The sequence below is a fragment of the Pseudomonas sp. WJP1 genome (genome assembly GCF_028471945.1).
Taxonomy (GTDB): domain Bacteria; phylum Pseudomonadota; class Gammaproteobacteria; order Pseudomonadales; family Pseudomonadaceae; genus Aquipseudomonas.
The window spans coordinates 3,437,926-3,450,728 of record NZ_CP110128.1; the positions used below are offsets into that span (position 1 = coordinate 3,437,926).

Below are 12,803 nucleotides of genomic sequence, written 5' to 3' on the forward strand. Positions count from 1 at the left end.
CTGCGGGGAAGGGCCGGTATCTTACCTTTATCCAACTCTTGCGGCGACCCGTCCGGCACCCTTGTAGGAGCCAGGCTTGCCGGCGAACCAGGCGCTGCGGTGTATCTTTTACACCGCGTTATCGTTCTTCGCCGGCAAGCCTGGCTCCTACGGGGGGGGCGGGTTCAGATTTTGTGCTGGGGCCCATTGCCGATCTGCCACACGAACGGCGGCTCGGTCCGGTTGATTTCCCAGTCCCCGACAATCCGCGACTTGTAGATCACCGGATTGTGCGAAGACACGGTGCGCGCATTGCGCCAATGCCGATCCAGCGCCTTGCCCTGGCGAATGTCCGAAGCCCCCAGCGCATTGAACAACTGCGTGGACGCGCGCTGGATCAGATCCGTGACCACCACCTGCGCTTTCGCCGATTCGATTTCCGCGGCGACGTTTGCCACGCGCTCCCTTTCCTCATCGCCAGCGAAACGCGCCAGATAAGCCTGTTGCGCCGGCTGCGCTGCCCGCAAAGTGGCGGCCTCCGTGGCATACACCCAGGCGGCAATTTCGCCGACCACTTGCTGCACCTGCGCGTCCTCGCTGACGCGCTGGGCATTGCCATGGCTGTAGATGCGCTGGCGTTCGCGCACATGCCGGGACACATCGCGCAACGCCGCACGGCCGATCCCCGCCAGGGTGGCCAGCAACACCAGCTGATAAAACGCGGTCTGATACTTGAAGCGGGTAGCGAAGTCGATGACGTTTTGCGCGTCCACCTCGGCGTCGACAAAGCGTGAGGTGCCGCTGCCCGTGGTGCGCTGGCCGAACCCGTCCCAGTCGTCGCTCTGCACGATCCCGGGCTGGCGCGTGCGCACGGCGGCAATCACGTCGCCACCGGTGTCGCTGCGCTGGGCGTAGACGTCGATCCAGTCGGAGAACAGGCTGCCGGTGCTGTAGAACTTTTCGCCGTTAAGCTGCCATTGCTCGCCGTGGGGCGACACTTTGGTGACCACGTCGCCAATCGCCACGTTACCGATTTCAGTCCAGGCGCAACCGACGATGTCACCTTCGACGAAGCGTTTGAACCAGATGTCCCGGGCCGGACCGGGTGGCGAATTGAGGCGATCCTCGGCAAAGGCGAAGTGACCGCGCAACGCCTGGGGGATGTTCGAGTCGGCCTCGGCCAGTTCGATCAGCAGTTCAAACAGCTGCGGCAGCGAGGCGCCGCCACCACCGTATTCAACGGGCACCCGCACAGCGCCAAAGCCCGCGTCCTTGAGCCACTGGATCGGCTCATGGGGCAGGGTGCGCGACTGCTCGCGTTCCAGGGCGCCCTCGGCGATTCGCTGGAAGATCGGGCGGAACCTGGCGGCCAGCGCTTCATAGTCAGTGCCAACGGACAGCGGGTTGATTACCTGGTGTTCGGTCATGGAAACAGCTCCTTGGCTGGGCAGAAAAATACGATGCTTATGCAAGGGGCGATTGCACAGTCCATGCCGTAGGAAGCAGCCAGGATTTTCGGGGCCATGTGGAGATGGATTTGGCTCAAACTGTTGCTGTACCAACAGTGCAGCAGCAAATTGCCCCAGAAACCCCCAAATCATTGTAGGAGCGAGCCTGCTCGCGATGGTCGTCAACGATAACGCGTATCTACTGGATAAACGCGCCGTTCGTTAGTCCATCGCGAGCAGGCTCGCTCCTACAAGGGGTTGTTGCCCGGCTCAAGAAAGTCCTGGCACGCTTGCTGCTCTGACCCAAGGACATTCCCCATGTCCCGAGGACACGCCAATGAGTCAGCAAGCCGTTAAATTCGCCTACTGGGTACCGAACGTCAGCGGAGGGCTGGTGGTCAGCAAGATCGAGCAACGCACCCACTGGGGCATCGACTACAACCGCAAACTGGCGCAACTGGCCGAAGAGGCGGGTTTTGAATATGCGCTGACGCAAATCCGTTTCACCGCCGGCTACGGCGCCGAATACCAGCATGAGTCCGTCGCCTTCAGCCATGCATTGCTGGCCGCCACCAGCAAACTGAAAGTCATCGCCGCGATCCTGCCGGGTCCATGGCAACCGGCGCTGGCGGCCAAGCAACTGGCGACCATCGATCAACTGACCAACGGCCGGGTGGCGGTCAACATCGTCAGCGGATGGTTCAAGGGTGAATTCCAGGCCATTGGCGAACACTGGCTGGAGCACGACGAACGCTACCGCCGCTCCGAAGAATTCATTCGCTCACTCAAAGGCGTCTGGACCGAAGACAACTTCACCTTCCGCGGCGATTTCTACCGTTTCGACAACTACAGCCTCAAGCCCAAGCCACTGGGCCGGCCCGAGATCTTCCAGGGCGGCAGTTCCCGTGCGGCGCGGGACATGGCCGCGCGGGTGTCGGACTGGTACTTCACCAACGGCAATACCCCGGAAGGTATCAAGGCCCAGGTCGACGACATTCGCGCCAAGGCCTCGGCGAATAATCATTCTGTGAAGGTTGGCGTGAATGCCTTCGTCATCGCCCGCGATACCGAAGAAGAGGCACGGGCGGTGCTGGCGCAGATCATCGACGAGGCCGATCCACAGGCGGTGAATGCCTTTGGCGATGCGGCGAAACAAGCGGGCAGGGCATCGCCCGAAGGCGAGGGCAACTGGGCCAAGTCGACGTTCGAGGACCTGGTGCAGTACAACGACGGCTTCAAGACCAACCTGATCGGTACCCCGCAGCAGATCGCCGAGCGCATCGTCGCATTGAAAGCTGTGGGGGTGGACCTGGTGCTGGCGGGGTTCCTGCACTTTCAGGAAGAAGTGGAGTATTTCGGCAAGCGGGTGTTGCCGTTGGTGCGTCAGCTAGAAGCTAAAGCGCAGGTAAAACCGCAAACAGCGGTTGCCTGAACACGACTGATCGTTCCCACGCTCTGCGTGGGAACGATCAGTGTTGGATTACAGGCCCAGGTCCGACAGGCTTGGATGATCGTCAGGACGACGACCCAGCGGCCAGTGGAACTTGCGCTCGCTTTCCTTGATCGGCATGTCGTTGATGCAGGCGAAGCGCCGCGCCATCAGGCCGTCTTCGTTGAACTCCCAGTTTTCATTGCCGTAGGAGCGGAACCAGTTGCCCGAATCGTCGTGCCATTCATAGGCATAACGCACGGCGATGCGGTTGTCGGTAAACGCCCAGAGTTCCTTGATCAGGCGATAATCCAGTTCCTTGGCCCATTTGCGCGTCAGGAAACCCTTGGCTTCTTCACGGTTGTAGGCGAACTCGGCGCGGTTGCGCCATTTCGTGTCCAGGGTGTAGGCCAGCGAAACACGTTCCGGATCGCGGGAGTTCCAGCCATCTTCAGCCAGGCGAACTTTTTCAATGGCTGATTCACGGTTAAATGGCGGCAATGGCGGACGAACTTCGGCGTTAGACATTTCATGTCTCCCTATTAAATTAAAGTTCAAGCAAGTTGTCGGTCTTGATCAAGTTATTACAGGCCCAATAACTTTCGCGCCATGCATTGCGCATTATCGGCTGCACTGTGGTCACCCATGACAAGTGCGACGGTAATGGCCCCGTCGATCAGAATCAGCAGCTGCTTGGCCAGCACCTGCGGATCTTCAGCGCCATATTCGGTACACAGCTCGCACACGTAGTCGAGCAGCTTCTGTTTGTGGTCCCTGGCAACCAGGCGCACCGGGTCTTGCGGGTCGCCGGTTTCACCGCTGGTGTTGATGAACGCGCAACCGCGAAAGCCTTCGCTGGCGAACCAGGCCGTGAGCACGGTGAACAGGTTGAGCAGGCGTTCGGCCGGCGTTTGTGCCTGTCCGACTTCGCTTCGGTACCAGTGCATCCAGCGTTCGTCCCGGCGTTGCAGGGCGGCGACGGTCAGCTCCTCCTTGTTGGCGAAGTAGCGGTAGATACTTTTTCTGGAGACGCCGGCGGTTTTCACCAGAAGATCCATGCCCGTGGCGGCAATGCCACTTTTATAGATCAACTTTTCGGTGACATCCAGAATGATGTCGCGTGTGTCGTTGCTGGTTATCTTGTTCATGTGGCTACAGTGGAACGATCGTTCTCCTTAGTCAATTTATATTTTGTACCGCTCGTAAAATTGCTATCGCGAGCAGGCTCACTCCTACAGGGGAGCGCATTTCAAATGTAGGAGTGAGCCTGCTCGCGATGGCGTCTTTGCAGACATCAACAAGACCCAAACCCATCCATGGTGTAAGCTCTCAAACTCTTCGGATTCGACCCATTGCGAGCCCTATGCCGTCGCTTTTCAAACGCCCCCTGCTGCCCAAACTGCGCAGTTTTCCGCTGACCGCCGATGCCGTCACCATCCTCTCTGGCGCTGCCGAGTTCCGCCGTTGCCTGCTGGAGAAAATCGCCAGCGCCACCCAGCGCATCTATATCGTTGCGCTGTACCTGCAACAGGACGAGGCCGGCCAGGAAATTCTCGATGCCTTGCACGCGGCGAAGCTGGCACGTCCGGAACTGGACGTGGCGGTGGTCGTCGACTGGCTGCGTGCCCAGCGCGGGCTGATCGGTGCCGGCAAGCAGCCGGGTAACTCGGCCTGGTATCAGGAAATGACCCGCACCCACGAAAGCGTCGTGCCGGTGTATGGCGTGCCCGTGCAGACCCGCGAGCTGTTTGGCGTGCTGCACTTGAAAGGGTTTGTCATCGATGACTGCGTGATCTACAGCGGTGCGAGCCTGAACAACGTCTACCTGCACCAGTTCGACAAATACCGGTACGACCGTTACCACCTGCTGTACAACCGCGCCCTGGCCGACTCGATGCATCACCTGGTGCAGCACGGCCTGATGGCTTCCAAGGCGGTGCATCGCCTGGACCTGCCCAACCTGCCGACCACCCGCAGCCTGCGCAACGACATTGGCGACCTGCGCAGCCGTCTCAAGCACGCGGCCTACGACACCACCCAAGGCAGCACGGATAAAAGCGGCCTGTCGGTCAGCCCGCTGCTGGGCGTCGGCAAGAATAACCCGTTGAGCCGGGTGATCGGCGAGCTGATCGGCAGCGCCCGGCAGCAGCTGACCATCTGCACGCCGTACTTCAACCTGCCCTTGGCCGTGACCCGGGAAATCAACCGGGCGCTGGCCAGGGGGGTGAAGATCGACATCGTGGTCGGTGACAAGACGGCCAACGATTTCTACATTCCGCCGAGCGAACCGTTCAAGGTGATCTCGGCGCTGCCGTATCTCTATGAGATCAGCCTGCGTCGCTTTGCCAAGCGGCATCAGCGCAACATCGACAGCGGCCAGTTGAACCTGCACCTGTGGAAGGACGGCGATAACACCTATCACCTCAAGGGCATGTGGGTCGATCAGCGCTACACCTTGCTGACCGGCAACAACCTCAACCCGCGGGCGTTTCGCCTGGATCTGGAAAACGCCTTGCTGATCGATGATCCGCACAACGAACTGCTGGAACCGCGCCGCACCGAGCTTGCGCAAATCTTCCAGCACACGCGGCGCATCGAGCGCTACCAGGATTTGCAAACCCTGCCGGATTATCCGGCGGGGGTGGCGAAGTTTCTCAAGCGGGTGAGCAGGGTGAGGATTGAGCGGTTGCTTTACCGCATCCTTTAAGATTTGTAGCGCGGCCACTGACGCCATCGCGGGCAAGCCCGCTCCCACAGGGTTCAATGTCGATCACGTAATTGTGCGTCGACTCGGAACCTGTGGGAGCTGGCTTGCCAGCGATGAGGCCCGTCCAGACGCTACAAGGTCAGTTCAACCCAAGCTTGCCCCGCAACGTCGACAAGTCCTCAGCCAGTGTATTCACCGGCCCGACCAGCGCCTTGCGATCGTTTTCCTTCACCTTGTCATAGGTCTCGAAACCACCATCCGCGGTTTTGTACTTCGCCAGGATCTTGTCCACCGTGGCGAAGTTCTTGTCGACCTTGGCAACAAACGCCGCGTCCTGTTTCCCGATCTGCCCACGGAACAGGTCGACGATTTTCTTCGCCCCGTCGATATTGCCCTGGAAGTCATAGAGGTCCGTGTGGCTGTAGCGGTCTTCCTCACCGGAGATCTTGGTCGCCGCCACTTCTTCAAGCAGGGCCGCAGCACCGCCGACGACTTTTTCCGGCGGGAAGGTCAGGCCGGCGACGCGGGTTTGCAGGTCTTGCACATCCTTGTTCAAGCCATCGGCGAGTTCACCCAGGCCCTGGGTGCTGTTCTGCGCGAACAGCGCGTATTCGATGCGGTGGAAGCCGGTGAAGTCTGCGGCCTTGACGCCCTGTTCGTGGTCGTCGACCCGGGAGTCGATCGACGCGTCCAGGTCACTGAACAACTCGGCGATCGGCTCGATCGACTCGTAGTAGACGCGGGTCGGGGCGTAGAGTTTTTTCGCGGTTGCCAGATCCCCTTTCTTGACCGCGTCGGTGAACTGCCGGGTGTGACTGGCCAGTTCATCCAGTTGCTCGGTGACATAGATCTTGTAGTCCGAAATCGGCTGCACCAGCTCCAGCGGCGCCGTTGCCGCCCATGCCGCAAGCGGGGTGTTGAGCAAGCCTAGGGTCAGCATTAACGCAAGTGGCGACTTTTTCATGGGGCGGTTCCGTCTTTGTTGTGGTGGTCAGGCTGTGGTCTTGGGTTGCGTGGCTTCAAGCAGCGAGCGGCCAATGAAATCCTGCTCGCCCGTCACACCCGGTAGGGTGAAGAAGTACCCGCCGCCAACCGGCTTGAGGTATTCCTCCAGCGGTTCGCCGTTGAGCCGGGTTTGCACGGCGATGAAGCCTTTCTCCAGGTCGGCCTGGTAACAGATGAAGAGCAAACCCATGTCGAGTTGCCCGTTCCTGTTCACACCGTTGGAGTAGTTGAACGGCCGGCGCAGGATCAGGTTGGCCTGGGTCTCTGTGGTGCGCGGATTGGCCAGGCGGATGTGCGCGTCGAGCCGGGTCAGCTTGCCGTGGGGGTCTTTGGTATAGTCCGGCACTTGCGACTCATGCTGGCCATCCATGGGCGCACCGGAGGCCTTGACCCGGCCCAGAATGCTTTCCTGTTCCTGCAACGGCGTGCGGTCCCAGCGTTCGACGAAGTTGCGGATGATCCGTACCGCTTGGTAGCTGCCGTTGGCCACCCAGGCCGGTTCGTCGCTGCCGGGCCGGACCCAGACGATGCGGTCCATGGTCTGGGCATTGTTGGAATCGGGGTTGGCCGAGCCGTCGCGAAATCCCAGGAAATTACGCGCGCTCTGGGCCGGCACGCCGGGCTTGGCCGGGGCCTGGGGCGGTACGCTGCCTTCCTGCTTCCAGCGCACCAAGAGCAGGTCCGGCAGGTTCTTCACGATGTCACGCAGGGCGTGGATGTTGGTATCGGTGGTGTTGGCGCAGAACTGGATGCTCAAGTCGCCGTGGCAGCAATCAGGCTCCAGGGCGTCGTTGGGAAAACCGACCATGCGCACCAGGCGCTTGGGCTTGGCGGCGGCCAGGCCGAAACGTTCGTCGAACAGCGATGCGCCGACCGACACGGTGATGGTCAGGTTATCCGGGGTCACCACCGGGCCGAGAATTCCTGAATCCACGGGAGGCAATTTCGGATCGACCTGGGCCACCGGGCCGCCCTTCATCAGGAACGTGATGCGTTGGTCGAGGGTGCGCAACAGCCGCTCCAGGTCCTCGCGATCGCTGGCCAGCACATCGAAGGCCACCAGCATGCCGGCCGCCGGGCGTGGCGTGACGATGCCGCTCTGGTGTTTGCCATGAACATCGTGGCGGTCCTGGGTGCGTTCGCTACTGGGTGCCTCGGTCACTTGCGCTGGGCTTGCGGCCATGGCCGGGCAGCTCAATGCCGAACCTGCCAGTGCGACACCGGCGGCTCCCATGCCCATCAGTAACCGGCGGCGCTGAAGGTTGAATTGCTCTGAATCGTTCATCTGAAAGTCGTCTTCTGCTTACAGGCCGGAAAGGCCAAGGGCGGGATCTATCCCATCGAGTGCGACGGCCAGTGCCTTGGCCTTGTCGCCGATCTGTTGGCGTTGCTCGGCGCTGACGCTGTCGTAGCTGGCATAACCTTCGTCGACCTTGAATCCGTCGAGTTCGGCATCGAGATCGCCAAGGGCGCTGTCGATTTTCGCCAGCAGGGGTGTTGCAGACTTGACCAGCAATGGCCGCAGCAGCTCGACGACCTTGCGGCTGGCGTCAAGGTTGCCGGCGAAACCGTTGAGGTCGCTGTGGCTGTAGCGCTCTTCTTCGCCACTGCCGGCGCGCACCTGGGCGAGGTTGTCGAGATTGCGCACCAGGATGTTCACCAGTTGCTCTGGCGGCAGCGACTGGGCCAGCAACTGTTGCTTGAGGGCGGTGACGTCTGTCAGCAGGCGCTGGGCGACCGGTGCCAGGCCGTCGAGGTTGCGTTGCTGGAACAACGCATATTCGAGGCGATGGAAGCCAACGAACTGCGGATCCTGTTCACGTTTTTCGAAGTAGTCGGCACGGGCGTTGATCCCGTTGTCCAATTGCGCCAGGCGTTGCGCGGCGGGCGCCAGGCGCTGATAAGCGACGCGGGCTGGCAGGTACAGCGCCTGCGCCTGGGGCAGGTCGCCGGCTGCGATGGCTTGCTCAAGGGTCGTGACCGCCTTGATCAGTGCCGAGCCCTGGCTACTCAGGTAGACGCGGTACTCCGACAGCGGTCCGACAAAGGCCAGCATGGCGGGCCTGGCCTTGGCGGCTGCATCGGACGCCGCCGTCGGGGTGACGTGCAGCGTGCCGCGGGGGTTGCTGAGCAAGCCGCAGGTGATCGTGTAATCGCCGGGCAGCAGGTTGGCGTTGATCACCTGGCTCAGCCCGGGCGCGATGTTTTCCCGTTCTTCGATCACCAGCACGCCGTCCAGAATTTCCCATTCGACGGCGCGATCCGAGCGGTTGACGATTCGAAAACTGGCGCGTCCGGCCGGCACCGTCAGGGCGTTCGGCTCACAGCTGTGGGAGGCGATGGTCACCTGCACCTGCACCTGGTCGTGGTTGGCCTGGCGCTTGGCCGCGGCCATTTGTGCGGCATAGTAGAACAGGCCGCCGGCGGCGATCATTACGATCACCGAACCGGCTACCGCCCAACGCAAGGCTCGGGGTGGGGTTTGATCTGGCATGGTTGCCCTTACTGGCTGGAAGCAGATGAAGAGTGTTTGGCGGGAACGGCGGCGGGCATGAAGAACATCGCCAGCGCTACCAGCAGATAAATCAGGTAGGCGCCCAGGGTGCTGACGGTCGGGGCGTCCTGGTAGCCGAACATCCCGGCCAGCACCGAGCCCAACGGGCCGTCCATCGGCAGTGTGGCGCTGAAATCGAAGAGCACGGTCTGCAAGTGATTCCAGAGTCCGGCTTCATGCAGTGCCTGCACCGAGTTGGCAAGGATTCCCGCCGCCACTACCAGGATGAACAGGCCGGTCCAGCGGAAAAACGCGCCGAGATTGAGGCGCATGCTGCCGCCGTAGATCAGCAAGCCAACGACGATGGCCAGCAGCAGGCCGAGCAGGGCGCCCATCGGTGCCGCCGGGCCTGTGCTTTGCTGGAATACCGCGAGCAGGAAGAACACAGTTTCCAGGCCTTCGCGGGCCACGGCGAAAAACACCATGGCGATCAGCGCGAACACCTGGTGCCTGGAACCGGCCAGTGCGTTATCGAGGGATACGTGCAGCGAGTGCTTGATCGAACGCGCCACTTTGCGCATCCAGAACACCATGGAACTGAGAATGCCGACCGCGACCAGGCCGACCACGCCTTCAAACAGTTCCTGTTGCTTCTGCGGAAACTCGGCGCTGACCAGCTCCAGGCCTCCGCCCACCAACAGCGCGAGCGCGACGGCGAGGAACACCCCGATCCACACCGCGGGCATCCATTGGCCACGGCCGGTCTGCTTGAGGTAGCTGGCGATAATGCCAACGATCAACGCGGCTTCAATGCCTTCGCGCAGCATGATCAGAAAAGGAACGAGCATTCAGCACCGTGGGGAATTAGATAGGGTGCTAAGTTGTAACATAATGACACTCATTCCCATATGGGAGTGATTGACAATTACCTGAACCTAAGCTGAACAATCTTAGATGTCTCACGGACGCCTCGCCAGCATGGGCCTCAAGGACGATTACTTTTGATCTCTATAACCAATCGCTTCTCAATTTATACCGATGCGCTCAACGTCGCGTCTTTTCGCAAGTTGCTCATCGGGCAAAGCCTCTCGATGGCGGGCGATGCTATTTGTCTGGCGGCGCTGCCAATAGCGCTTATTCGGAGCGGATTCGGAGCAGAAGTATTCGGCTTTGTCATGGCGGCAGTCGGGGTAGGGACCGTATTCGGGGCCTTGGCCGGAGGTTTGCTGGCGGATCGAAAGTCGCCGAAACAAGTGCTGATTTACACCGATACGGCGCGGGGTATTGCGCAGCTCGCCGCGGTAGTGCTGATCGTCTCTGGTGCGCCTTGGTGGTGGCTGATTTTTGCCTACCTGATATTTGGCATCGGCATCGGAGTATCTCGTCCGTGCGCCCAGGTGCTGCTGGTCAATCTGTTGCCCAAGCAAGCACTGGTTGCGGGCAATGGTGCGATGAACTTTGTCGATAATCTGGTCGCTGTACTGTTTCCCGCGACGCTGGGCGTGTTCATCATTTTCTGGGACCCGGTCTGGGGCATATTAATCGATGGTCTGACATTTTTTTGTGCCGCCGTTTATACGGCGATGTTGCCCGATGTGGAGCCCCGTGAGTTCGAGGAGGCGATATCGATCAGAGACGCGGTCAGTGGCGTTTCCGTTATTACCGGCAACTCCATGCTTTCGCTGGGTTTCGCAGCCACGCTCGTGGTGAACGTACTGTGTTTCCCGATTTTTCTTGTCGTCGCACCCTATGCCATCAGCGATCGCTTCAGCCAGGAAATGTGGGGATTGTGCCTGGCCGCATCGGGATTCGGCGCGTGCATTGGATCTATCACCACGGTTCTCACTTGCGGCCATGAGCGATTGGCCAGTCTTGCCTTGGCCTGGGCATCGTCGAAGCGGCGTGGTTGACGGGCTGGGCCACCGCGATGCAGACACTGTCTCCGGAGAAGGACCTTGGCAAAGTGGTGGCAGTCGATACGTTCTTTACCAGTGGGCTGCACCCCTTCATTTATCTTGGAAGCGGAATTGTCGGCGGGATGGTTGGTTACTCCCAGACCCTTTCCCTCACGGCAATCCTCAGTGCCCTGGGCACACTGTTGATTGTTCTGGCGGCTTTTGCGGCCATGCCAAGGCGTACTCAAAACCTGTAGGAGCCAGGCTTGCCGGCGAACCAGGCGCCGTGGTGTATCTGCTGCACCGCGTTATCGTTCTTCGCCGGCAAGCCTGGCTCCTACAGGCGAACAGGACATTGCGGTTTATCTATTGCACCGCGTTATCGTTTTTCGCCTGTAGGAGCGAGGCTTGCCCGCGAACCAGGCGCCGCGGTCTATCTGTTGCACCGCATTATCGTTCTTCGCCGGCAAGCCTGGCTCCTACAGGGAATGATCAGGCGTTACGATGACGCAAACTGCGCTCCATGCGCGCGATCCCTTCTTCCAGCATCGACCGCGGGCAGCCGAAGTTCAGGCGCACGAATTGTTGGCAGTCATCGCCGAAATCCAGGCCTGGGCTCAAGCCGACCCTGGCGTGTTCGAGGAAGAACTGTTGCGGGTTATCCAGCCCCAGCGCCGTGCAATCGAGCCAGGAGAGGTAAGTGCTTTGCGGCACATTCATCGTGATGCCCGGCAAACGGCTGCGCACGGCGTCGACCAGGTAATCGCGGTTGCCCTGCAGGTAGTCCTTCAGCGCTGCCAGCCAGGGTGCGGCTTCGCTGTAGGCGACGCGGGTGGCTTCCATGCCCAGCGGATTGACGCTGTCGACCATGCCGCAACGTGCATGATTGACCTTCTCGCGCAGGTGGCGGTCCTGGATGATCATGAACGAGGTTTTCAGGCCGGCGATGTTATAGGCCTTGCTGGCAGACATCAGGGTGATGGTGCGCTGGGCGATTTGCGGGCTCAGGGACGCCATCGGCAGGTGCTGGCGGCCGTCGAAGCACAGTTCGGCGTGGATCTCGTCGGAAATGATCCAGGCCTCGTTGGCCAGGCAGATGTCGGCAATGGCCTGCAGTTCCTCCCGGGCGAAGGCTTTGCCCAACGGGTTGTGCGGGTTGCTCAGCAGCAGTGCGCCGCCCCCTTGCAGGGATTCCTTCAGGGTCGCCAGTGGCGTGGTGTAAGTGCCGTCAGGCTGCGGGTCGAAGTTCAGCTCGACCTTGTTCAGGCCCCAATGACCCGGCGCGTGGCGCAGGGGTGGATAGTTGGGCACCTGCACGACCACATTCTGCGCCGGCTGTACCAGCGCCTTGAGCGCCATGTTGAAGCCCGACTCGACGCCTGGCAGGAAGATCAGCTCTTGCGGCTCGACGCGCCAGGCGTACTTGCTCCACAAATCGGCAACGATGGCTTCGCGCAAATCGTCCTTGGCCACGCTGTAGCCGAGCAACGGGTGTTCCAGGCGCTTTTGCAGGGCCTGGATGATCATCGGCGGCGCGGCGAAATCCATGTCGGCGACCCACATCGGCAACACGTCGGCCGGGTAACGGCTCCACTTGGTGCTGCCAGTGCCGTGGCGGTCGAACACCTGATCAAAATCGAAAGTCATGCGCAGTCTCGTAAACGCTGGGTTGGAATGGCAACCATGATAATCGCCAAGCCCCGGTGGGCGCGAGCGAGGATGTTGCCGGTTGCCCGACGGTCGGTTTTCACACAAGGCGCCCACCCGTTGTCTACAGTTTCAGGTGTCGGTAGCGAGACTGCCGCAACCGTGATTGTCCAGAAAAGTCCGCCAACGCAGCGGATTT

12 protein-coding genes are annotated in these 12,803 nt (G+C 60.8%); 4 read left to right on the top strand and 8 right to left on the bottom strand.

From position 1 onward, the window contains the following. Nucleotides 1-164: 164 nt before the first annotated feature. Nucleotides 165-1,406: an acyl-CoA dehydrogenase family protein gene (locus OH720_RS15470; protein ID WP_272606341.1), complete on the bottom strand. Its 1,242-nt coding sequence runs from the start codon at nt 1,404-1,406 to the stop codon at nt 165-167. 358 nt (nt 1,407-1,764) lie between these two features. On the opposite strand from OH720_RS15470, the gene sfnG reads away from it, so the two are divergent. After that, nucleotides 1,765-2,859, top strand: coding sequence for a dimethylsulfone monooxygenase SfnG (gene sfnG / locus OH720_RS15475; RefSeq protein ID WP_272606342.1), 1,095 nt, complete (start codon nt 1,765-1,767; stop codon nt 2,857-2,859). 48 nt (nt 2,860-2,907) lie between these two features. Here the strand turns inward: sfnG and OH720_RS15480 are convergent, their stop codons facing one another. Next, nucleotides 2,908-3,384, bottom strand: coding sequence for a nuclear transport factor 2 family protein (locus OH720_RS15480; protein WP_272606343.1), 477 nt, complete (start codon nt 3,382-3,384; stop codon nt 2,908-2,910). 56 nt (nt 3,385-3,440) lie between these two features. Further along, entirely contained in the window at nt 3,441-4,004 is a 564-nt protein-coding gene (locus tag OH720_RS15485) for a TetR/AcrR family transcriptional regulator (RefSeq protein WP_272606344.1), read from the bottom strand. A 215-nt stretch (nt 4,005-4,219) separates the two neighbouring features. Between OH720_RS15485 and pssA the strand changes: the two genes are divergently transcribed. Then, on the top strand, nt 4,220-5,563 hold the full coding sequence (gene pssA, locus OH720_RS15490; protein WP_272606345.1) for a CDP-diacylglycerol--serine O-phosphatidyltransferase: 1,344 nt from the start codon (nt 4,220-4,222) through the stop codon (nt 5,561-5,563). Between the two features lie 139 nt (nt 5,564-5,702). Here the strand turns inward: pssA and efeO (OH720_RS15495) are convergent, their stop codons facing one another. The 4 genes from efeO (OH720_RS15495) to efeU are packed head-to-tail and all read right to left on the bottom strand — an operon-like array spanning nt 5,703 to nt 9,910. After that, a complete protein-coding gene (gene efeO / locus OH720_RS15495; RefSeq protein WP_272606346.1) occupies nt 5,703-6,527 on the bottom strand; it encodes an iron uptake system protein EfeO in 825 nt (274 codons plus the stop codon). 27 nt (nt 6,528-6,554) lie between these two features. After that, on the bottom strand, nt 6,555-7,853 hold the full coding sequence (efeB, locus tag OH720_RS15500; RefSeq protein ID WP_272606347.1) for an iron uptake transporter deferrochelatase/peroxidase subunit: 1,299 nt from the start codon (nt 7,851-7,853) through the stop codon (nt 6,555-6,557). A gap of 18 nt (nt 7,854-7,871) precedes the next feature. Beyond that, a complete protein-coding gene (gene efeO, locus OH720_RS15505; RefSeq protein WP_272606348.1) occupies nt 7,872-9,062 on the bottom strand; it encodes an iron uptake system protein EfeO in 1,191 nt (396 codons plus the stop codon). Between the two features lie 8 nt (nt 9,063-9,070). After that, nucleotides 9,071-9,910 carry an iron uptake transporter permease EfeU gene (gene efeU, locus OH720_RS15510; protein WP_272606349.1) on the bottom strand — a complete coding sequence of 280 codons (840 nt, stop codon included), beginning with the start codon at nt 9,908-9,910 and terminating at the stop codon, nt 9,071-9,073. A gap of 153 nt (nt 9,911-10,063) precedes the next feature. Here efeU and OH720_RS15515 point away from each other — a divergent pair, with 153 nt between their 5' ends. Next, nucleotides 10,064-10,972: an MFS transporter gene (locus tag OH720_RS15515; RefSeq protein WP_272606350.1), complete on the top strand. Its 909-nt coding sequence runs from the start codon at nt 10,064-10,066 to the stop codon at nt 10,970-10,972. A 17-nt stretch (nt 10,973-10,989) separates the two neighbouring features. Next, a complete protein-coding gene (locus OH720_RS15520) occupies nt 10,990-11,214 on the top strand; it encodes a hypothetical protein (RefSeq protein ID WP_272606351.1) in 225 nt (74 codons plus the stop codon). Nucleotides 11,215-11,449: 235 nt separating this feature from the next. Here the strand turns inward: OH720_RS15520 and OH720_RS15525 are convergent, their stop codons facing one another. Next, on the bottom strand, nt 11,450-12,604 hold the full coding sequence (locus OH720_RS15525) for a MalY/PatB family protein (RefSeq protein WP_272606352.1): 1,155 nt from the start codon (nt 12,602-12,604) through the stop codon (nt 11,450-11,452). Nucleotides 12,605-12,803: the final 199 nt, after the last annotated feature.

Excerpts from the sequence above, each read along its gene's own strand:
- OH720_RS15470 (WP_272606341.1), bottom strand. The coding sequence starts at position 1,406 with ATGACCGAACACCAGGTAATCAACCCGCTGTCCGTTGGCACTGACTAT.
- OH720_RS15485 (WP_272606344.1), bottom strand. The coding sequence starts at position 4,004 with ATGAACAAGATAACCAGCAACGACACACGCGACATCATTCTGGATGTC.
- OH720_RS15525 (WP_272606352.1), bottom strand. The coding sequence starts at position 12,604 with ATGACTTTCGATTTTGATCAGGTGTTCGACCGCCACGGCACTGGCAGC.
- efeU (WP_272606349.1), bottom strand. The coding sequence starts at position 9,910 with ATGCTCGTTCCTTTTCTGATCATGCTGCGCGAAGGCATTGAAGCCGCG.
- efeO (WP_272606346.1), bottom strand. The coding sequence starts at position 6,527 with ATGAAAAAGTCGCCACTTGCGTTAATGCTGACCCTAGGCTTGCTCAAC.
- efeO (WP_272606348.1), bottom strand. The coding sequence starts at position 9,062 with ATGCCAGATCAAACCCCACCCCGAGCCTTGCGTTGGGCGGTAGCCGGT.
- OH720_RS15480 (WP_272606343.1), bottom strand. The coding sequence starts at position 3,384 with ATGTCTAACGCCGAAGTTCGTCCGCCATTGCCGCCATTTAACCGTGAA.
- pssA (WP_272606345.1), top strand. The coding sequence starts at position 4,220 with ATGCCGTCGCTTTTCAAACGCCCCCTGCTGCCCAAACTGCGCAGTTTT.
- efeB (WP_272606347.1), bottom strand. The coding sequence starts at position 7,853 with ATGAACGATTCAGAGCAATTCAACCTTCAGCGCCGCCGGTTACTGATG.
- OH720_RS15520 (WP_272606351.1), top strand. The coding sequence starts at position 10,990 with ATGCAGACACTGTCTCCGGAGAAGGACCTTGGCAAAGTGGTGGCAGTC.
- sfnG (WP_272606342.1), top strand. The coding sequence starts at position 1,765 with ATGAGTCAGCAAGCCGTTAAATTCGCCTACTGGGTACCGAACGTCAGC.